Origin of the sequence: Chromobacterium sp. CV08, from assembly GCF_051129845.1 — a bacterium.
Classification (GTDB): domain Bacteria; phylum Pseudomonadota; class Gammaproteobacteria; order Burkholderiales; family Chromobacteriaceae; genus Chromobacterium.
In genome coordinates, this window is record NZ_CP150453.1 from 971477 (window position 1) to 990155 (window position 18679).

At 67.2% G+C, this 18679-nt stretch carries 19 protein-coding genes; 12 read left to right on the forward strand and 7 right to left on the reverse strand.

Annotation, left to right across the window (positions count from 1 at the left end; genetic code table 11):
• The first annotated feature begins 143 nt into the window (after positions 1–143).
• The gene (gene argB, locus WNM05_RS04595) at positions 144–1013 is read left to right on the forward strand and encodes an acetylglutamate kinase (protein WP_434632880.1); all 870 of its coding nucleotides are present in this window, start codon (positions 144–146) and stop codon (positions 1011–1013) included.
• A gap of 119 nt (positions 1014–1132) precedes the next feature.
• Positions 1133–1567: a CBS domain-containing protein gene (locus WNM05_RS04600; RefSeq protein WP_101706804.1), complete on the forward strand. Its 435-nt coding sequence runs from the start codon at positions 1133–1135 to the stop codon at positions 1565–1567.
• An 89-nt stretch (positions 1568–1656) separates the two neighbouring features.
• On the opposite strand, the gene WNM05_RS04605 is transcribed toward WNM05_RS04600, so the two are convergent.
• On the reverse strand, positions 1657–2418 hold the full coding sequence (locus WNM05_RS04605; protein WP_434632881.1) for an IclR family transcriptional regulator: 762 nt from the start codon (positions 2416–2418) through the stop codon (positions 1657–1659).
• Between the two features lie 132 nt (positions 2419–2550).
• On the opposite strand from WNM05_RS04605, the gene WNM05_RS04610 reads away from it, so the two are divergent.
• The 3 genes from WNM05_RS04610 to WNM05_RS04620 all read left to right on the forward strand — a co-directional run bounded on the left by WNM05_RS04610 (position 2551) and on the right by WNM05_RS04620 (position 6835).
• The gene (locus tag WNM05_RS04610) at positions 2551–3738 is read left to right on the forward strand and encodes an acyl-CoA dehydrogenase (RefSeq protein WP_434632882.1); all 1188 of its coding nucleotides are present in this window, start codon (positions 2551–2553) and stop codon (positions 3736–3738) included.
• A gap of 184 nt (positions 3739–3922) precedes the next feature.
• A complete protein-coding gene (locus WNM05_RS04615; protein ID WP_434632884.1) occupies positions 3923–5113 on the forward strand; it encodes a CaiB/BaiF CoA transferase family protein in 1191 nt (396 codons plus the stop codon).
• A gap of 102 nt (positions 5114–5215) precedes the next feature.
• Positions 5216–6835 (forward strand): electron transfer flavoprotein-ubiquinone oxidoreductase, encoded by a 1620-nt coding sequence (locus WNM05_RS04620; RefSeq protein ID WP_434635117.1) that lies wholly within the window; start codon positions 5216–5218, stop codon positions 6833–6835.
• On the opposite strand, the gene WNM05_RS04625 is transcribed toward WNM05_RS04620, so the two are convergent.
• A complete protein-coding gene (locus WNM05_RS04625; RefSeq protein WP_434632885.1) occupies positions 6820–7116 on the reverse strand; it encodes a hypothetical protein in 297 nt (98 codons plus the stop codon). The two genes, WNM05_RS04620 and WNM05_RS04625, sit on opposite strands and share 16 nt — an antisense overlap.
• Positions 7117–7168: 52 nt before the next feature.
• On the opposite strand from WNM05_RS04625, the gene WNM05_RS04630 reads away from it, so the two are divergent.
• The 4 genes from WNM05_RS04630 to ylqF all read left to right on the forward strand — a co-directional run bounded on the left by WNM05_RS04630 (position 7169) and on the right by ylqF (position 9302).
• On the forward strand, positions 7169–7708 hold the full coding sequence (locus WNM05_RS04630) for a hypothetical protein (RefSeq protein WP_434632886.1): 540 nt from the start codon (positions 7169–7171) through the stop codon (positions 7706–7708).
• Between the two features lie 16 nt (positions 7709–7724).
• Positions 7725–8069, forward strand: a complete 345-nt coding sequence (locus WNM05_RS04635) for a DUF4870 family protein (protein ID WP_434632887.1) — start codon at positions 7725–7727, stop codon at positions 8067–8069.
• A gap of 75 nt (positions 8070–8144) precedes the next feature.
• Entirely contained in the window at positions 8145–8357 is a 213-nt protein-coding gene (locus tag WNM05_RS04640; protein WP_434632888.1) for a DUF3820 family protein, read from the forward strand.
• Positions 8358–8360: 3 nt separating this feature from the next.
• A complete protein-coding gene (gene ylqF / locus WNM05_RS04645; RefSeq protein ID WP_434632889.1) occupies positions 8361–9302 on the forward strand; it encodes a ribosome biogenesis GTPase YlqF in 942 nt (313 codons plus the stop codon).
• Positions 9303–9352: 50 nt separating this feature from the next.
• Here ylqF and WNM05_RS04650 read toward each other — a convergent pair whose 3' ends face one another.
• From WNM05_RS04650 to WNM05_RS04665, 4 genes are all read right to left on the reverse strand, one after another.
• The gene (locus tag WNM05_RS04650) at positions 9353–9793 is read right to left on the reverse strand and encodes a hypothetical protein (protein WP_434632891.1); all 441 of its coding nucleotides are present in this window, start codon (positions 9791–9793) and stop codon (positions 9353–9355) included.
• A gap of 106 nt (positions 9794–9899) precedes the next feature.
• Positions 9900–10358, reverse strand: coding sequence for a DUF3592 domain-containing protein (locus WNM05_RS04655; RefSeq protein ID WP_434632893.1), 459 nt, complete (start codon positions 10356–10358; stop codon positions 9900–9902).
• On the reverse strand, positions 10358–10798 hold the full coding sequence (gene ruvX / locus WNM05_RS04660; protein WP_434632894.1) for a Holliday junction resolvase RuvX: 441 nt from the start codon (positions 10796–10798) through the stop codon (positions 10358–10360). Before ruvX ends, WNM05_RS04655 begins: the two co-directional genes overlap by 1 nt.
• Positions 10782–11342: a YqgE/AlgH family protein gene (locus tag WNM05_RS04665; RefSeq protein ID WP_434632897.1), complete on the reverse strand. Its 561-nt coding sequence runs from the start codon at positions 11340–11342 to the stop codon at positions 10782–10784. The genes ruvX and WNM05_RS04665 overlap by 17 nt, the downstream gene beginning before the upstream one ends.
• Positions 11343–11466: 124 nt before the next feature.
• On the opposite strand from WNM05_RS04665, the gene smc reads away from it, so the two are divergent.
• Positions 11467–14955, forward strand: a complete 3489-nt coding sequence (gene smc, locus WNM05_RS04670) for a chromosome segregation protein SMC (RefSeq protein WP_434632900.1) — start codon at positions 11467–11469, stop codon at positions 14953–14955.
• Positions 14956–15085: 130 nt separating this feature from the next.
• The gene (locus WNM05_RS04675; protein ID WP_434632902.1) at positions 15086–16465 is read left to right on the forward strand and encodes an MFS transporter; all 1380 of its coding nucleotides are present in this window, start codon (positions 15086–15088) and stop codon (positions 16463–16465) included.
• A 131-nt stretch (positions 16466–16596) separates the two neighbouring features.
• Here the strand turns inward: WNM05_RS04675 and WNM05_RS04680 are convergent, their stop codons facing one another.
• On the reverse strand, positions 16597–17064 hold the full coding sequence (locus WNM05_RS04680) for a MarR family winged helix-turn-helix transcriptional regulator (protein WP_101706818.1): 468 nt from the start codon (positions 17062–17064) through the stop codon (positions 16597–16599).
• 426 nt (positions 17065–17490) lie between these two features.
• Here WNM05_RS04680 and WNM05_RS04685 point away from each other — a divergent pair, with 426 nt between their 5' ends.
• Entirely contained in the window at positions 17491–18678 is a 1188-nt protein-coding gene (locus WNM05_RS04685) for a cell division protein ZipA C-terminal FtsZ-binding domain-containing protein (RefSeq protein WP_434632904.1), read from the forward strand.
• The last annotated feature ends 1 nt before the right edge of the window (position 18679 follow it).

Sequence of the window (18679 nt, forward strand, 5' to 3'; positions counted from 1 at the left end):
TCGGCACTGTAGGCCTTTCGGCCAGGATCCGGCAATTAATAAATCACAGTTCAGCAATTGTCGTGATTAAAATGCAACACCGTAATCCGAAATCGCCGACCAGCCGTTAAGCGTTGGAGAGCCAGCTACAAGGAGAGAAGAACGTGGCAACAGACGCAGCCGAGAAGGCGAACATCCTGGCCGAGGCACTGCCTTACATCCGCCAGTTCGCCGGCAAGACCATCGTGATCAAGTACGGCGGCAACGCGATGACCGACGAGGCGCTGAAGGAAGGCTTCGCCAAGGACGTGGTGCTGCTGAAACTGGTGGGCATGAATCCGGTGGTGGTGCACGGCGGCGGTCCGCAGATCAACGACCTGCTGGCGCGGGTCGGCAAGCAGGGCGAGTTCGTCCAGGGCATGCGCGTCACCGACGCCGAGACGATGGAAGTGGTGGAAATGGTGCTGGGCGGCCTGGTCAACAAGGAGATCGTGTCGCTGATCAACAAGCACGGCGGCAAGGCGGTGGGCCTGACCGGCAAGGACGGCCATTTCATCCGCGCCCGCAAGCTGTTCCTGAAGGCCGACGGCGACGAGGCGGTCGATATCGGCCAGGTCGGCGAGATCGAGGCGATAGACCCGTCGCTGGTGTCGCTGCTGGACAGTCAGGACTTCATTCCGGTGGTGGCGCCGATAGGCGTCGGCGTCGACGGCGAGGCCTACAACATCAACGCCGACCTGGTGGCCGGCAAGCTGGCCGAGACGCTGAAGGCGGAGAAGCTGGTGCTGATGACCAATACGCCGGGCGTGCTGGACAAGCAGGGCCAGCTACTGACCGGGCTGACCGCGCAGCGCATCGACGAGTTGTTCGCCGACGGCACGATTTCCGGCGGCATGCTGCCTAAGATCAGCTCGGCGCTGGACGCCGCGAAGAACGGCGTCAACTCGGTCCACATCATAGACGGCCGCGTCAAGCACGCGCTGCTGCTGGAAATCCTGACCGCCACCGGCGTCGGCACGATGATACGGGCCTGACCTGGCCCGGCGGCCCCTCTCCCGGCGGCGGCCATTGTTCTATAGTAACGGCATACCGAGGCGGCGGCGCGATGCGCCGCGGCCGCGGCGTCACAGAGCGAAAAAAGGGGAGAGGCAGCATGCAAACCGTAAGGCAACTGATGGATGGGAAGTCCAACCGCGCGCTGGTGTACGTGACGCCGGACAGCACGGTGTTCCAGGCGCTGCAGGTGATGGCCGAGAACGATATCGGCGCGGTGCTGGTGATGGAGTCCGGCGACATCGTCGGCATCTTCTCCGAACGCGACTACGCGCGCCGCATCGTGTTGCAGGGCCGCACCTCGGCCGGGACCAAGGTGCGCGACATCATGACCAGCCGCGTCGTCTACGTGACGCCGCAGCAGACGCTGGACGAATGCATGTCGCTGATGACCGAGAAGCGCATCCGCCACCTGCCGGTGATGGAGGGGCAGACCGTGCTCGGCATCCTGTCGATCGGCGACCTGGTGCGCGCGACGATAGACGAGCAGGCGCAGGTGATCAACCACCTGGTGCACTACATCCAGTCGGCCTGAGAGACGGTTCACGCTCTTGTCCGGCGGCGGCCTGCCGCCGGATGCCGGGCGCGGAAAGCGGCCCGCCTTGTGCGGGCCGTCGTCGTTCGCTACATCGGCACGATGCGCAGCCGCAGCGCCCGCAGCGCCGGCGCCACCGTTTCCCGCATCGCGGCCTCGTCGAAGGCGAAGGCCGGGCCGCTGGCGTTCAGCGCCATCGCCGGCTGGCCGGGCAACAGCGCCGGCAGATGGATGCCGACCGCCATCACGTCCGGCTCGTACTCGCCGAACGACGCCGTGTAGCCGCGCAGCCGGTAGTCGGCGCAGGCCTGGCGCAGCCGCGCCTCCAACTGCGGCCAGTCGCCGCCGTGGCGCGCGGCCAACAGCGGCAGCAGCGCTTCGCGCTCGGCCGGCGGCAGGCCGGCGAAATAGGCCCGGCCTATCGCCGTGGTGGCCAGCGGCACCCGCGAGCCGGTGGCCAGCTGCACCGACACCCGCGCCTGGCTGCGGCAGGTTTCCAGATACACCATGTCGCTGCCGTCGCAGAGCGCCAGGCTGACCGACACATTGTTGGCCAGCGCGAACTCCCGCATCAGCGGCGCCGCCGCCGCGCGCACGTCGTAGCCGGCCAGCGCCGCCGTCCCCAGCGCCAACAGCGCCAGCCCCAGCCGGTACTGGCCGCCGTCGCCGTCCTGCTGCAGATAGCCGAGCCGGGTCAGCGTATGGCTGAGCCGCGATACCGTCGATTTCGGCAGCCCGGTGCGCCGCGCCAGTTCCTGGTTGGACAGCGTGCCCTCGCCGGGGCGGAAGGCCGCCAGCACCTCCAGGCCGCGCGCCAGCGCCGTGATGAATTGCCGATCTTCCTGTTGCATCCCTGTCCTCATTGCGGCAACGGTTTTGCCACATGACAGGTAAATCGCTTTACAAGTCGGTGGCAGAGTGTTTAGTCTATTTTGCATAGTGAAATCGAATTCCGCAATGCGGAACTGATTGGGAGAAGGCAAATGGCAGCACACTCGCAGCGCGCCCGGTTCGCCTGGGAAGATCCGTTGTTGTTGGACGAGGAGTTGACCGACGAGGAGCGCCTGGTGCGGCAGAGCGCGCACGAGTATTGCCAGCAGCGGCTGATGCCGCGGGTGCTGACCGCCAACCGCGAGGAACGCTTCGATCGCGAGATCATCAGGGAGATGGGCGAGCTGGGCCTGCTGGGCTGCACGATAGAAGGCTACGGCTGCGCCGGCCTGTCCCACGTCGCCTACGGATTGGTGGCGCGCGAAGTCGAGCGGGTCGATTCCGGCTACCGTTCGGCGATGAGCGTGCAGTCGTCCTTGGTGATGCACCCGATCTGGGCCTACGGTTCCGACGCGCAGAAGGACAAATACCTGCCCAAGCTCGCCAGCGGCGAGTGGCTGGGCTGCTTCGGCCTGACCGAGCCCGATTCCGGCTCCGACCCGGCCAGCATGAAGACCCGCGCCCGCAAGGTCGACGGCGGCTACCTGCTGTCCGGCAGCAAGATGTGGATCACCAACAGCCCGGCCGCCGACGTGTTCGTGGTCTGGGCCAAGGACGACGACGACGAGATCCGCGGCTTCGTGCTGGAAAAAGGCATGAAGGGCCTGTCGGCGCCGGCGATACACGGCAAGTTCTCGTTGCGCGCGTCCATCACCGGCGAGATCGTCATGGACGACGTGCTGGTGCCGGACGATCAGCTGCTGCCCGGCGTCAAGGGCCTGAAGGGCCCGTTCGGCTGCCTGAACAAGGCGCGTTACGGCATCGCCTGGGGCGCGATGGGCGCCGCCGAGTTCTGCTGGCACGCGGCTCGCCAGTACACGCTGGACCGCCAACAGTTCGGCCGGCCGCTGGCCGCCAACCAACTGATACAGCTGAAGCTGGCCAATATGCAGACCGAGATCGCGCTGGGCCTGTCGGCCGCGCTGCGCGTCGGCCGCCTGATGGACGAGGGCCGCGCCGCGCCGGAAATGATCTCGCTGATCAAGCGCAACAACTGCGGCAAGGCGCTGGACATCGCCCGCGTCGCCCGCGACATGCACGGCGGCAACGGCATCAGCGATGAATTCCATGTGATCCGTCACGTGATGAATCTGGAAGCCGTCAACACTTATGAGGGCACGCACGATGTGCACGCTCTGATTCTGGGCCGAGCCCAGACCGGTATTCAGGCATTTGCCTGATAAGCCGGCGCGGCCGGAGGGCCGGCCGCGCCGTTGATTCCTGTCTGTCCTTTGTTGGCCCGGCTTGCCGGGCCACTTTTTTTATCGCGGCCGAGCCAGCGGCTCGGCGGCGACGGGCGCCCGAAAGGCGGAAAGCTTGCGCCGGCGGGCGGCATCATGATGGCGAGCGGTGAAGGAGAGCGCGATGGCGGGGGCGTTGGCGGGCATCAAGGTGGTGGATCTGAGCCGGGTGTTGGCGGGGCCGTGGGCCGGCCAGCTGCTGGCCGATCTGGGGGCGGACGTGGTCAAGATAGAAAAGCCCGGCAGCGGCGACGATACCCGGCAGTGGGCGCCGCCCAGCCTGCCGGACGGCCGCGCCGCCTATTATCTGTGCGCCAATCGCGGCAAGCGCTCGCTGACGGTGGACATCGCCCAGCCGGCCGGCCAGGAGATCGTCCGCCGGCTGGTCGCCGACGCCGACGTGGTGCTGGAGAACTACAAGGTCGGCGGGCTGAAGAAGTACGGGCTGGACTACGACAGCCTGAAGGCCGTCAATCCCAGGCTGGTGTACTGTTCGATCACCGGCTTCGGCCAGACCGGCCCCTATGCCGACTCCGCCGGCTACGACTACATCGTCCAGGGCATGTCCGGGCTGATGAGCATCACCGGCCCGTCCGACGGCGAGCCGCACAAGGTCGGCGTCGCCGTGTCCGACCTGTTCACCGGCCTCTATGCCGCCAACGCGGTGCAGGCGGCGCTGATCGCCCGCGAGCGCACCGGCGCCGGCCAGCATGTCGACATGGCGCTGTTCGACTGCTCGCTGGCGATGCTGGCCAACGTCGCGTCCAACTGGCTGGTCGGGCATAATGTGCCGCCGCGGCTGGGCAACGCCCACGCCAATATCGTGCCCTACCAGGTGTTCGCCGCCTCCGACGGCCATTTCATCCTGGCCTGCGGCAACGACAAGCAGTTCGCCGAGGTGTGCCGGCTGGTCGGCCAGCCGCAATGGGCGCGCGATCCGCGCTACGCGACCAATCCGCAGCGCGTCGCCCACCGCGTGCAGCTGGTGCCGCTGCTGGCCCAGGCCTTCCGCCATCACGGCCGCGACCACTGGTTGGAGACGCTGGACAAGGCCGGCGTGCCCTGCGGGCCGATCAACACGGTGGCCGAGGCTTTCGCCGATCCGCAGGCGCAGATCCGCGGCATGGAGATGACGATGGAGGACGCCGCCGGCCGGCAAGTGCCGATGGTAGGGTGTCCGATCAAACTTTCCGGCACGCCGGTCGAGTACAATCTAGCCCCTCCCGATCTGGGAGAACATACTGAGCAGATCTTGCGCGCGTTGGGTTACGTGGATTCGGACATTGTCGCATTGCGGCACAATGGCACCGTTTAAACGCTTGTTTGATTTTGACGAGGTGACATCTTCATAGCATGATGTCCGGAAAATCAAACCCGTCCCGGCGGGCGCAAAGGAGAAACGGTGCAACGCGAATACATGGAATACGACGTGGTGATCGTCGGCGGCGGCCCTTCCGGCCTGACCGCGGCGATCCGTCTGAAACAGCTGGCGGCCGAACAGGGCCGCGACATCAGCGTCTGTCTGCTGGAGAAGGGCTCCGAGATCGGCGCCCACATCCTGTCCGGCGCGGTGATCGAAACCGGCGCGCTGGCCGAGCTGCTGCCGAACTGGCGGGAGCTGGACGCGCCGCTGAACACGCCGGCGCTGTCGGACCGCTTCCTCTATCTGACCGAGACCGAGTCCATCCAGCTGCCGACGCCGCCGCAGATGCACAACAAGGGCAATTACATCGTCAGCCTGGGCAATTTCTGCCGCTGGCTGGCGCAGCAGGCGGAAAACCTCGGCGTCGAGATCTATCCGGGCTTCGCCGCCGCCGAAGTGCTGTACCACGAGGACGGCTCGGTCAAGGGCGTGGCCACCGGCAACGTCGGCACCGGCAAGAACGGCGAGCTGGAAGGCGAGCCGGGCATGGAGTTGTGGGCCAAGCAGACCATCTTCGCCGAAGGCTGTAGGGGCTCGCTGACCAAGACGCTGCTGTCGCGCTTCCATCTGAGCGACGGCGCCGATCCGCAGACCTTCGGCATAGGCATCAAGGAATTGTGGGAGGTGAAGCCGGAAAACCATCAGCCCGGCCACATCACCCACACCGTCGGCTGGCCGATGGACACCGCGACCTACGGCGGCTCCTTCCTCTACCATCTGGAAGACAATCTGGTCGCCGTCGGCTTCGTCGTCGGCCTCGATTACCAGAATCCCTATCTGTCGCCGTTCGAGGAGTTCCAGCGCTTCAAGACCCATCCGGCGATCAAGACGGTGTTCGACGGCGGCCGCCGCGTGTCCTACGGCGCCCGCGCGCTGAGCGAGGGCGGCCTGCAGAGCCTGCCCAGGCTGACCTTCCCCGGCGGCCTCCTGGTCGGCGACACCGCCGGCTTCCTCAACGTGCCGAAGATCAAGGGCACCCACACCGCGATGAAGTCGGCGATGCTGGCGGCCGAGGCGGTGTTCGAGCTCTTGGGCGACGAGGCGCAGGTCCAGGGCGGCGAGGCCAAGGCCTATTCGGCCAAGTTCAAGCAGAGCTGGCTGCACGATGAGCTGCACAAGGTGCGCAACATCCGGCCGTCGTTCCGCTGGGGCCTGTGGCCGGCGATGATCTATTCGGCGCTGGACACCTATGTGTTCCGAGGCCGCGCGCCGTGGACCCTGCATCACAAGCATGCCGACAACGAGGCGTTGCGCCCGGCCGACGAGTTCAGCCCCATCGCCTATCCGAAGCCGGACGGCGTGCTGACCTTCGACCGCCTGTCGTCGGTGTTCATCTCCAACGCCAACCACAGCGAGGACCAGCCGGCCCACCTGAAGCTGAAGGACGCGTCGGTGCCGATCGCCGTCAACCTGGCCAAGTACGACGCGCCGGAACAGCGCTACTGCCCGGCCGGCGTCTACGAGATCGTCGGACGCGACGAAGGCAAGCCGCGGCTGCAGATCAATGCGCAGAACTGCGTGCACTGCAAGACCTGCGACATCAAGGATCCGACGCAGAACATCAACTGGGTGACGCCGGAGGGCGGCGGCGGGCCGAACTACCCGAATATGTGATCGGGCGTTTCGCGCCGCGAGGCCGGGTTTTCCGTCGGGAAACCCGGCTTTTTCGTTTTGATCGCCGCCAGGTCTTGCGAAACAATGGCTTGACGGCGGCCGCCATCGTTGGCAGCATGGACGGCATGCTCGAACGCACCGTGTTTTTCGCCCATGCCTATTATTGGTACCGCCCCTCCCGGCGGCGCCAGGGATAGGCTCGGCAGCGAGATTCGCGAAGCCATCGAGTCATTCCCGACCATGCCGCCGGACTCCGGCGGCATTTGTCTTTTCAGCGTCACGCAACAAATGGTCTCCGGAGAGGCGGCAAGCTTCCCTCCAGGAGACAGTGCCATGAACGAAGTCAGCGACGTCCTTACACTCGCCATCAGCCGCAGCCTGCCCAGCGCGGCGCTGCCGCTGTACCCGGTCGCCCTGGCGGCCGACGGCGAGGCGCTGGCCTATCGTCCCGGGCCGCCGACGGCGCTGCCGGACGGCGCCTGCCTGTCGGAGGCGCTGTTGCCGGAAATCCGTCTGCTGGCGCTGCGCCTGGCGTTGACCCGGGGCTGGCCGGAAGGGCGGACGCCGGACCGTGTCGCCGACGCGGCCGACTGGCTGGCGGCGCGCATCCTGCTGCTCGAATGGCGGCAGGTGGAACTGGCGCTGGGCGAGCTGGCGCTGCTGGACGAGGCCAACCGCCGCGCGCGGGCGCTGTCCGACGCGCGGGGGATGGTCTTCGAGCCGGTGCTGCCGATATTGCTGCCGGCCGGTCGAGCGGCCGGCGCCTGGCGGGGCTGGCGCGCGCATCCGCTGCCGCAAGGCGGCGTGGCCGAGGCCAGCCGGCGCTGTCGTGAACGATTGGCGGCGCGTTTTGCCGAACTGTCTGGACAATGAACAGGAGAACCGGCCCATGGAGCTGGAGTTGCACGACGAGAACGAGCGCAAGCTGAACAATCTGACGCTGGCGGTATACATTCTGCAGGCGGTCGGACTGCTGGTCGGCGTCACCGCGCTGATCGGCGTCATCGTCAACTACGTCAAGCGCGACGATGTGCGCGGCACGCTGTACGAAAGCCACTTCGAATGGCAGATCCGCACCTTCTGGCTGGCGCTGCTCGGCTATGTCGTCGGTTTTGCGACGCTGTGGCTCTTGGTCGGCGGCGTGGTGCTGTTCGCGGTGTGGGTGTGGTACATCTACCGCGTGGTGAAGGGCTTCCTGTACTTCAACGACCGCAAGACTATGCCGGCGCGCTAGGACGCGCCCGGGCCGGGGGTTTTGCCGACGGCCCGACTTTGGCACAATGCCCAACCTCTATCTATACCTGCCATCATGCAAGCTGAAGACCTGCAAGCCCTGACCACCCGAGTGATGCCGTTCGGCAAGCACAAGGGCACGCTGATCTGCGAATTGCCCGGCAATTATCTGAACTGGTTCGCCCGCGAGGGTTTTCCGCCCGGCGAGATCGGTCGGCTGCTGCAACTGATGCAGGAACTGGACCACAACGGTCTGACTTACCTGCTGGACCCGATTAGAAAGCGTTGAACAATGGCAATCCAATGGTTCCCCGGCCATATGAACAAGGCGCGCAAGGACGTCGCCGAGCGCCTGAAGGACATCGATGTCGTCATCGAGATGCTGGACGCCCGGCTGCCGGCGTCCAGCGCCAATCCTATGCTGGCGCGCATGGCCAAGGGCAAGCCCAGGCTGATGCTGCTGAACAAGCAGGATCTGGCCGATCCGGCCGTCACCGAGCAATGGCTGGCCTGGTACCGCGCCAAGAAACAGACCGAGGCGCTGGGCATGGACGCCGGCGAGCGGGCGCCGGCGCAGCGGCTGATCGCCGCCTGCCGCGCGCTCGCCCCCAACCGCGGCGGATTGGAGAAGCCGCTGCGCGTGCTGATCTGCGGCATTCCCAATGTCGGCAAGTCCACGCTGATCAACAGCATGTCCAGCCGCAAGATCGCCAAGACCGGCAATATGCCGGGCGTCACCAAGAACGAGCAGCGCATCATCCTGGCCGACGATTTCGAGCTGTACGACACGCCGGGCATGCTGTGGCCGAAGATCGAGGTGGAAGAGGGCGGTTACAACCTGGCCGCCAGCGGCGCCGTCGGCCGCAACGCGATGGATGAGGAGGAGGTGGCGCTGGAGCTGCTGAAATACCTGCTGGCCCATTACCGCGCCGAACTGGCCGCCCGCTACAAGTTCGACGAGGAGGCGCTGGACGGCGCGCAGGACTGGCAGGCGCTGGAGCTGATAGGCAAGCGCCGCGGCGCGGTGCTGTCCGGCGGCCGCATCAATATGCAGAAGGCCGCCGAGATCGTGCTGACCGATTTCCGCGACGGCCAGACCGGCCGCATCACGCTGGAGCGCCCGGAAGAGTGGCAGGAGTGGGAGAAACGCGCCAAGATTCTCGCCGCCGAGCGGGCCATTCTCAAGGAAGAGAAGCTGAAAGAGAAAGAAGGCCGCAAGCAAGGCAGCCGCTGACGTAAAAAAGCCCGGAATATCCGGGTTTTTTTATTGGCGGTGGAAGGCTCTTAGGCCATGGTGTCGACGATGCTGCCGTTGGTGCTGTCGGCCACCGCCTCGCCGGCCAGCGACGGATTGCTCTGCAGGATCGTCGCCCAGTTGCCGTTCAGGGCGGAGGCGGCGCCGCTGCCGCCGCCCAGCATCTGCGACACGATCTGCTGATCGCTGCTGTCCTGCGCCGACTCGCCGCCGCTGGGCGTGAGCACGCCGCCCTGCAGCGTGCCGGCGGTGGCGAAACCGTTCAGCAGGCCGGCGGCGTCGTAGGTGGAGACGTCGCCGCCGCTGCCGCCCAGCAGAACGATGGCGCTGGAATCCTGGGCGAGCTGGGCCGCCTCGCCGGCGAGGGCCGGCGTGGCCTTGCCGTTCTGCACCACCGGCGACGGCACGGTGCCGCCGTTCAGAAGCGCGGCGCTGGCCAGCGAAATCTGCGCGGTTTGGCTGATGCTCATGACGGGCCCTCCGGTGAAACTGCCTTCGGTATCAGTATCGGCAGTTTGTCCCTTGGACTCAACGGCGCTTAACGGCTGCTAACAAAACAAGGACTTGGCCCGGATTTCATCCGCGCAGAAGCAGGGCGACGCCGGCGGCGGCGAACAGCAGCATCAGCAGCTGGCCGGCCCGCACGCTCCAGTGCGCGCCGGCTTCCAGGCAGGCCTGCTGAGGGTCGGCCGGGTTGTAGCGCACAGACACCGCCGCGCCGACCGGATAGCGGCCGACGGTGTCGGCGGCCAGCGTCTGGCTGCCGCCGAAGCCGGCGTCGGGAATGCGGACGTTGCCGGCGCGGTAGGTCCGGCCGTTGGCCTGGTAGCGGTAGACGACGTCGGCGCGGTATTCGCGCTGATCGCCGTTGTCGCCGCCGCGGCGCAGCCGCCATTCGACGGCGCTGCGCTCGACGGCGCCGACGGCGAGCGGCCAGTCCTGGGCGGCGTTGGCCAGCTGCGCCTGGCGCCACAGCCAGCAGAAGCCGGCGACGCTGGCGGCGATCAGCAGCAGGGCGAAGAGTTTGGCCGGCATCAGACCGAGTTGCCGGGCTGTTCGAACCAGCCGGCCAGGATGGCCTGGGCGGCGACCTGGTCCAGCGCCGGCTTCTGCTTGCGGCCCTTCTTGACGCCGGCTTCCTCCAGCAGCTGCTCGGCGATCACCGAGGTGTAGCGCTCGTCCACCAGCCATACCGGCAGGCCGAAGCGGCCCTTCAGCCGGTTGGCGAAGCGGCGCGACAGCGCGGAAAGCTCATGTTCCTCGCCGTCCGGATGCATAGGCAGGCCGACGACCAGCTGGGCGGGCCGCCATTCCTCTATCAGCTTGGCGATGGCGGCGAAGCGCTCGTCGGTGACCGGCGTGTCTATCGTCGCCAGCGGATGGGGGATGCCGAGCATCGTGTCGCCGACGGCGACGCCGATGCGGCGCTCGCCGAAATCGAAAGCCAGTGCGCAACCTTCAGGCATGGCCGACATCCGACGACAGCAGCGAGGGGTCGAAACCCAGCAGCGCCATCGCGGCGTCGTAGCGCGCCTCGCACGGCAGTCCGAAGATGATGGCGGGATCGGCCGGAACCGTCAGCCAGCCGTTGTCGGCGATCTCCTTTTCCAGCTGGCCGGCCGACCAGCCGGCATAGCCGAGCGAGATCAGCAGCTGTTCGGGCTTCTTGCCCTCGGACACGGCCACCAGCACGTCCTTGGACGTGGTCAGCGCGATGTCGTCGGTGACCATCAGGCTGGACTGCCAGTTGCCGGCCGGCTGGTGCAGCACGAAGCCGCGGTCCGGCTGCACCGGGCCGCCGAAGTAGACCAGGCCGGTGCGGGTGTCCTCGTCGTCCAGCGGCAGGTCGATCTGGTCGAACAGCTGGGCCATCGCGATGCCGGACGGCTTGTTGACGATCAGGCCCATTGCGCCGTGTTCGCCGTGCTCGCACAGGTAGACCAGCGATTTGGCGAACAGCGGATCACCCATGCCGGGCATGGCGATCAGGAAGTGATTGCACAGCGATAAGGATTCCATACGGCCATTATGGCACAACTGCCATGCCGGCTGGCTAGGGCATTTTGCCGCGGGAACGCGACGCCACCGTTGCCGGCGGCGGCCTGATAAAATAAACGATTGCCCCCTTCGCAGCGAGGATGTTTTGCGCCTGACCCATATCAAGCTCGCCGGCTTCAAGTCCTTCGTCGATCCCACCAGCATCGCGGTGCCGGGACAATTGGTGGCGGTGATCGGCCCCAACGGCTGCGGCAAGTCGAACGTGATCGACGCCGTTCGCTGGGTGCTGGGCGAGTCGTCGGCCAAGCAGCTGCGCGGCGAATCGATGCAGGACGTGATCTTCAACGGCTCGTCCGGCCGCAAGCCGGTGTCGCGCGCCTCGGTGGAGCTGGTGTTCGACAACGCCGACGGCCAGCTGACCGGCCCGTGGGGCCAGTACGCCGAAGTGGCGATCAAGCGGGTGCTGACGCGGCAGGGCGAATCCAGCTACTACATCAACAGCCAGCAGGTCCGGCGACGCGACATCACCGACCTCTTCCTCGGCACCGGCGTCGGCGCGCGCGGCTACGCGGTGATCGAGCAGGGCATGATCTCGCGCATCATCGAGGCGCGGCCGGAAGAGCTGCGCGCCTATCTGGAGGAGGCGGCCGGCGTGTCCAAGTACAAGGAGCGCCGCCGCGAGACCGAGAACCGCCTGTCCGATACCCGAGCCAATCTGGAGCGCATCGCCGATCTGAGGCAGGAACTGGAACGTCAGGTGGAGCGGCTGTCCGAGCAGGCCGAGGTGGCCGCGCAATACCACGACATGCGCGGCGCGCTGAGCCACAAGCAGAACCTGCTGGCGCTGGCGCGACGCGAGGAGGCCGCCCGCAGCGAGGCGCACGCCCGCGGCGAGCTGGCGAGGATAGAGACCGAGGAAGCCGCCTTCGAGGCGGCGGTCACCCATCTGGAAACCGAGCAGGAGACGGTGCGCGAGCAGCATTTCGCCGCCAGCGACGCGGTGCACGAGGCGCAGCAGCGCTTGTTCGAGGCCAACGCCCAACTGGCGCGTTTGGAAGAAGCGCAGCGCCACCGAGAGCAGAGCCGGCAGCGGCTGGAGCGCGATCTGGCCGCCGCCGGCAGCGAGCGCCAGCAACTGGCCGACAGCCGCCGCCAGGCCGAGTCCGAGCTGGACGACTGGCTGCCCAGGCTGGAGGAGGCGCAGCTGAGGCAGGAGGAGGCGCAGATGGCGCTGGAGGACGGCGCCGACGAGCTGCCCGGCGCCGAGGCGGCCTTCCGCCAGCTGGACCAGCAGCAGTCGCAGCTGACCGCGCAGCAGGCCAATCTGACCCGCGAGCGCGATCTGTCGCGGCAGAAGATCGAACACTGGCAGCGCGGCATGCAGCAGCTGGACGGCCGCGACGCCGCGCTGACGCGCGAACTGTCCGATCTGAACCTGCCCGAGCACAAGGCGCTGGACGCGGCGCAACAGGAAGTCGACAAGGCCAGGGCCGCGTTGGACGCGGTGCGGGCGCGGCTGGTGGCCGACGAAGCCAAGCAGGCCGACCTGGCGGCCGAACGGGAAAAGCTGGACCAGCAGCTGGCCGGCCTGCGCACCGAGATGGCGCGCGCCGAGGCCGAGGCCGCCGCGCTGGCGGCGCTGCTGCAGCGCGAGGCGGCCGACGAGCAGCTGGCCGGCTGGCTGGAGACGCACGGCCTGGCCGACGCGCCGCAGCTATGGCAATCGCTGCGGGTGGGCGCGCGCTGGCAGACGGCGCTGGAGGCGGTGCTGGGCGAGCGTCTGTCGGCCCGCGCGGCAGGTCTGCCCAAGGCGCAGCCGCCGGCGGCGCTGGCCGTGGTCGACGGCGCGGGCCGCGCCGAGCCTGCGCTGCCGCGGCGAAGCTGGCCGGCCCTGCTGGACCAGGTCGGCGCGGACGCGCCGTTCGACGCCGCGCTGGCCGACTGGCTGGCCGGCGTCTATCTGGCCGATACCTTGGACGAGGCGCTGGCGCGCCGAGGCGAGCTGGGCGCCGGCGAGTGCTGGCTGACGCCGGAAGGCCACCGCGTCGACGCCGCCAGCGCGCGCTATCACGCCGAGGCCAGCGGCGACGGCCTGATGGCGCGCAAGCAGCTGCTGGACCAGGCCCGCGCCCGCGCCGAGACGCTGGGGCCGGAAATCGAGGCCTTGCAGAGAAAGCGCGACGGCCTGCTGAGCATGGGCAATATGCTGGCCGAGGCGGTGCGCGGCCAGAAGGGTTCGCTGACCCGGCTGGAGGCCGAGCTGAACGCCGCGACGCTGGAGCACGTCAAGCTGGACCAGGCGGCGCGGCAGGGCGCGGCGCGCTTGTCGGCGATAGAGGCCGAGCGCGGCCGCATCGCCGAGGAGCGGCAGCACGCGGCCGAAGGCGTCGCCGAAGCCGAGTTGCTGGGCGAGGAGGCGGCGCTGACGCTGGAGGAACTGGCCTTGCAGCTGGAGGAGGTCAGGCTGGCGCGGCTGAACGCCGAGACCCGGCTGGAGCTGGCACGCAACAAGGCGCGCGACGCCGAGCGCGTGCTGCACGAGATCAAGCTGGCCCTGCACAGCGCCGAACAGAAGGTGGCCGAGCTGTCGCGCCGCGGCCGCGAGCTGGCCGACCGCGACGAGCAGCTGCAGGAAAGGCTGGAGACGCTGGCCGTCGAGGCGGACACGGTGGACGAGGCGGTGCCGGAGGAGGCGCTGCAGCTGGCGCTGGCCGAGCGCGAGACGCGCGAGGGCGAACTGTCGGCCGCGCGCGACCGGCTGAACCAGCTGACCGAGCGGATGCGCGAGATCAGCCAGCGCCAGCACGAGGCCAACGCCGCCTTGCCGGCGCTGCGCGAGGCGCGTTCCGATTGGTTGCTGAAGCATCAGGAGGCCAGGCTGGCGATGGAGCGCTTCGCCGAGGAGCTGGCGCAGGCCGGCGCCGACGAGACAGCCTTGCTGGCCGATCTGAACGAGGGGGTGAAGCCGAACGCGCTGGCCGCCGAGATCGCCCGGCTGGCGCGCGCGCTGGAAGGACTGGGCGCGGTCAATCTGGCGGCGTTGCAGGAGCTGGAGGAGGCGAAGAAGCGCGGCGAATACCTGCAAAGCCAGTCCGACGACCTGAACCAGGCGATGGCGACGCTGGAAGAGGCCATCGCCAAGATAGACGGCGAGACCCGCGACATGCTGCAAGTGACCTACGACGCCGTCAACGCCAAGATGCGCGAATTCTTCCCGACGCTGTTCGGCGGCGGCCGCGCCGAGCTGGTGCTGACCGGCGAGGACCTGCTGGACGCCGGCGTGCAGATCATCGCCCAGCCGCCGGGCAAGAAGAACAGCACCATCCATCTGCTGTCCGGCGGCGAGAAGGCGCTGACGGCGATGAGCCTGGTGTTCTCGCTGTTTTCGCTGAATCCGGCGCCGTTCTGCCTCTTGGACGAGGTGGACGCGCCGTTGGACGACGCCAATACCAGCCGCTTCTGCGACCTGGTCAAGCAGATGTCCGAACGCACCCAGTTCCTCTATATTTCCCACAACCGGCTGACGATGGAAATGGCCGAGCAACTGGTCGGCGTGACGATGCAGGAGCAGGGCGTCAGCCGCATCGTGGCGGTGGACATCGTGGAAGCGCTGAAGATGCGGGAGACGGCCTAGCGTTCGTCGGTGCCGGTGTTGACGCCGCGCAAGGCCGGGCGGCGGCCGGCGATGGCATACTGCGCCGCCGGCCTGTCGGACTGACGAGGACAGTCCGGCCGCGTCGTCCTGTCATTGTGGAAGTCGAGTCATGACCGTAAGCATCAAACGCTGGGAGCCGGAGAATCCCATTTTCTGGCTGAGCCGCGGCCGCGGCATCGCCCGGCGCAATCTGTGGCTGTCCATTTTCTCGCTGCACCTGAACTTCAATATCTGGATGATGTGGAGCATGGTGGTGGTCAATCTGCCGGCCGTCGGCTTTTTGATCTCCGCCCAGCAGCAATTCCTGTTGGTGTCGATTCCGCCCTTGGTCGGCGCGCTGATGCGGCTGATCTATTCCTGGATCTGGAGCTGGGTAGGCGGCGGCCTGTGGCTGGGCTTGTCGACGCTGCTGCTGCTGTTGCCGGCCTGGGGCGTCGGCGCGGTGGTGACCGACATCTCGTCGCCGTTCTGGCAATTGCTGCTGGTCGCCGGCCTCTGCGGCGTCGGCGGCGGCGCCAGCGCCTCGCATCTGTCGAATACCAGCTTCTTCTTCCCCCGCGCGGAAAAAGGCCTGGCGATGGGGCTGAACGCCGGTTTCGGCAATCTCGGCGCATCGGTCGCCCAGCTGCTGATCCCGCTGTGCATACTCTACCCGCTGTTCGGCGGCTGGGCCGGCGAGCCGCAGGTGTGGGGGCATGGCGGCGAGGTGCATTTCGTCTGGTTGCAGAACGCCGCCTATGTCTGGCTGCCGGCCATCCTGCTGATCGCGCTGGCCTGCCTGTTGTACGCGCACGACCTGCCGAAGCTGCGGATCACGCCGCGGGACCAGCTGGACGCGATGAAGGATGCCCATACCTGGTATATCTGCCTGCTGTACATGGGCAGCTACGGCACCTTCCTCGGCTTCGCCGCCGCCTTTCCGCTGCTGGCGCGCAGCATGTTCCCGCTGGTGGACGCCAGCCCCTATCTGTTCGTCGGGCCCATGGTCTGCGCCTTGTCGCGGCCGCTGGGCGGCTGGATGGGAGACCGCGTCGGCGGCGGCATCGCCACCGTCGCCAGCAATCTGGCGATGGCCGTGGGCACGGCCGGCGTCTATTTCAGCCTGCCCGCCGCCGGCGACGGCGGCTCGTTCTGGCTGTTTCTGGCGATGTTCCAGCTGATCTTCTTCGCCTCCGGCGTCGGCAACGGCTCGTCCTACCAGCTGGCGCCCAAGGTCTTCCTGATCCTGGCCGGGCGCGAGGCGCAGCGTCTGGGGACCGATCCGCGGCTGGCCTATCAGCGCGGCGGCAGGCGCGGGGCGTCGGCGATGAACGTCAGCTCGGTGCTGGCGGCTTTCGGCGGCTTCGTGATCCCCAAGGCCTTCGGCTCTTCGTTGAGCTGGTTCGGCAGCGTGCTGCCGGCCTTCGCGATGTTCTTCGCCTTCTATCTGCTGTGCACGGCGGTGGCGTGGTGGCAGTACAGCCGGCCGCAGGCGGCGCTGCGGTGCTGAAGCGCAGCTGAACGGGCGCCAAAAATTCAGCCCTCCGGCGCGGCGCCGGTTTCGGGGCCGCAGCGGAGGGCGTCCTGGCGCGGTGGGAGCCGCGCCATTCGGGAGGCCGAGGGCCTCCCGGCGCTACCGGATCACGCCGGTTCGTTCTCCTGCTGCTCCAGCGCCTGGCTGAAGCTTTGGCGCAGGCGGCCCAGCTCGTTGCAGAAGCCGGACAGGTCCTGTTCGCCGAATTGCTGGAAGGCGTTGTGCATGTAGTCCAGATGGGCCGGAAACGCTTGATTGAACAACTGCTGGCCATATGGAGTCAAAGCGACGAAGACACTGCGGCGGTCGTTGGGTTGCATGCTGCGCGTGACGATGCCCTTGTCTTCGAGGCGGTCGAGTACGCCGGTCAGCGTGCCCTTGGTGATCAGCGTGTGATCGGACAGTTCCTTGCAGTTCATGCCCTGGCTGTTGCCCAGCGTCGTCACCACGTCGAACTGTGGCGGCGTCAGCCCCAGCCGGCGGATGTTGTAGCTGGCGAACTGTTCAAAGGCCTGGTAAGTGCGCGACAATTCGCGTACGACAGGCAGGAAACTGGCTTGATCGGATTTTTTCATCGAAAGAGTCCCCGTGCTGTTCTAAGCAGTGTTGTACAGACTAGTACGGCCCTGTAACAGAGTTATCTCCAATTCTGGCACGCGATTGGGATAAATTCGCCTGTCTGAAATGTCATGTTCATCTTGGCGAACTTTCCCGGCTCGGCCAGTCCTGATTGCGCCGAATTTCCCGGGCGACGCGCCGTAAACGCTTGGACCGCATGACGTCTGCTTGGCAGGCGGTTTTGTCAAGCGTTTTTGTATTGCCAAATGGTGCGCGGCAGCGGGCTTTCGTTATAATGAGCGTGGAATGCCCGTGCCGGATGCGGGTTGGCCGCCTGGCAGACTGCAGCCGGCCGGCGACAGGATAATAGCGGGAAGCCGCCGAACGATATGGCCCTACCGGACAGGGCGGCTTCGATTATTCGCCTTAATGCGGACTGGCTGATGAGCGAATTGCAGATTGGTGTTTTGATATTGGGCGGCGGCGTGATCGCCCTGGTGGTCGGTTTCAACATGTTTCAGGAATGGCGCTTCCGCAAGCGGACGCACCAGGCTTTCGCGCGCCCGCACGGCGACGTGCTGCTGGACGTGCCGAAGAACAATGTCCGCGACGGCATGCGCGCCGACCGGATGGAGCCGGTATTGCTGGACGACGAGCCGGACGACGCCGACATGGACGAGCCGTTCGAGCCGCAGCTGCCGGACGAGCCGCCGCCGGCGCGCCCGTCGCAGGACTTCGCCGCCGCCTCCGCGGCCAGCGTCGAGGTGCCGGTGATAGACGAGGAGGAGGAGGCCGAGCTGGCGCTGGACTCCGCCGACCATCAGGCGCTGGTGGTGGCGATGCTCGATCCGTCGCTGGATTTCATCGCCGAGGTGGTGTTCCACGAGCCGCACGAACTGGCGGCGATGCCGCGCTTCAACGTCGGCAAGCGCACGCAGCTGATAGGCCGCACCGAGCGCGGCCTGTGGAAGGTGGCCGAGGCGCTGCCGGGCACCCGCTACAAGCAGATCAACGTCAGCATGCAGATGGTCGATCGCTCCGGCGCGGTCAGCGAGCAGGAACTGGCGGCCTTCTGCCAGCAGGTGTCCCGCTTCGCCGAGGACCACGACGCCGCGGTCAGCTTCCCGCAGCGCCAGCAGAAGCTGGTGGCGGCGCGCGAACTGGACCGCTTCTGCGCCGACGTCGACGTGCTGATAGGCATCAACATCGTGCCGAAGTCGTCGATAGAGGGCGCGCGGCTGCGCAGCTTCGCCGAGGCCGCCGGCCTGCAACTGGAGCCGGACGGCGCCTTCCACTATCTGGCCGATTCCGGCAACACCCTGTATTCGCTGGTGGCGGCCGACCAGATGCCGTTCACTTTCCACACGCTGCTGGACAAGTCCTTCCCGGCGCTGACGCTGCTGTTCGACGTGCCGCGCGTCGCCGGCGGCGTCGACGTGTTCGACCGCGCCGTGCATTTCGCCCACCAGCTGGCGCAGGAATTCGACGCCCAACTGGTCGACGACAACCGTCGCACATTGAGCGACACCGGCCTGGCCCGCATCCGCGACCAGCTGCTGCACATCTACGGCAGCATGGACGACCGCGGTATCGCGCCGGGCAGCGTGGCCGCCTTGCGACTGTTCGCCTGAG

Excerpts from the sequence above, each read along its gene's own strand:
- WNM05_RS04600 (WP_101706804.1), top strand. The coding sequence starts at position 1,133 with ATGCAAACCGTAAGGCAACTGATGGATGGGAAGTCCAACCGCGCGCTG.
- WNM05_RS04605 (WP_434632881.1), bottom strand. The coding sequence starts at position 2,418 with ATGCAACAGGAAGATCGGCAATTCATCACGGCGCTGGCGCGCGGCCTG.
- WNM05_RS04610 (WP_434632882.1), top strand. The coding sequence starts at position 2,551 with ATGGCAGCACACTCGCAGCGCGCCCGGTTCGCCTGGGAAGATCCGTTG.
- WNM05_RS04615 (WP_434632884.1), top strand. The coding sequence starts at position 3,923 with ATGGCGGGGGCGTTGGCGGGCATCAAGGTGGTGGATCTGAGCCGGGTG.
- WNM05_RS04620 (WP_434635117.1), top strand. The coding sequence starts at position 5,216 with ATGGAATACGACGTGGTGATCGTCGGCGGCGGCCCTTCCGGCCTGACC.
- WNM05_RS04630 (WP_434632886.1), top strand. The coding sequence starts at position 7,169 with ATGAACGAAGTCAGCGACGTCCTTACACTCGCCATCAGCCGCAGCCTG.
- WNM05_RS04635 (WP_434632887.1), top strand. The coding sequence starts at position 7,725 with ATGGAGCTGGAGTTGCACGACGAGAACGAGCGCAAGCTGAACAATCTG.
- WNM05_RS04640 (WP_434632888.1), top strand. The coding sequence starts at position 8,145 with ATGCAAGCTGAAGACCTGCAAGCCCTGACCACCCGAGTGATGCCGTTC.
- ylqF (WP_434632889.1), top strand. The coding sequence starts at position 8,361 with ATGGCAATCCAATGGTTCCCCGGCCATATGAACAAGGCGCGCAAGGAC.
- WNM05_RS04650 (WP_434632891.1), bottom strand. The coding sequence starts at position 9,793 with ATGAGCATCAGCCAAACCGCGCAGATTTCGCTGGCCAGCGCCGCGCTT.
- WNM05_RS04655 (WP_434632893.1), bottom strand. The coding sequence starts at position 10,358 with ATGCCGGCCAAACTCTTCGCCCTGCTGCTGATCGCCGCCAGCGTCGCC.
- ruvX (WP_434632894.1), bottom strand. The coding sequence starts at position 10,798 with ATGTCGGCCATGCCTGAAGGTTGCGCACTGGCTTTCGATTTCGGCGAG.
- WNM05_RS04665 (WP_434632897.1), bottom strand. The coding sequence starts at position 11,342 with ATGGAATCCTTATCGCTGTGCAATCACTTCCTGATCGCCATGCCCGGC.
- WNM05_RS04675 (WP_434632902.1), top strand. The coding sequence starts at position 15,086 with ATGACCGTAAGCATCAAACGCTGGGAGCCGGAGAATCCCATTTTCTGG.
- WNM05_RS04680 (WP_101706818.1), bottom strand. The coding sequence starts at position 17,064 with ATGAAAAAATCCGATCAAGCCAGTTTCCTGCCTGTCGTACGCGAATTG.
- WNM05_RS04685 (WP_434632904.1), top strand. The coding sequence starts at position 17,491 with ATGAGCGAATTGCAGATTGGTGTTTTGATATTGGGCGGCGGCGTGATC.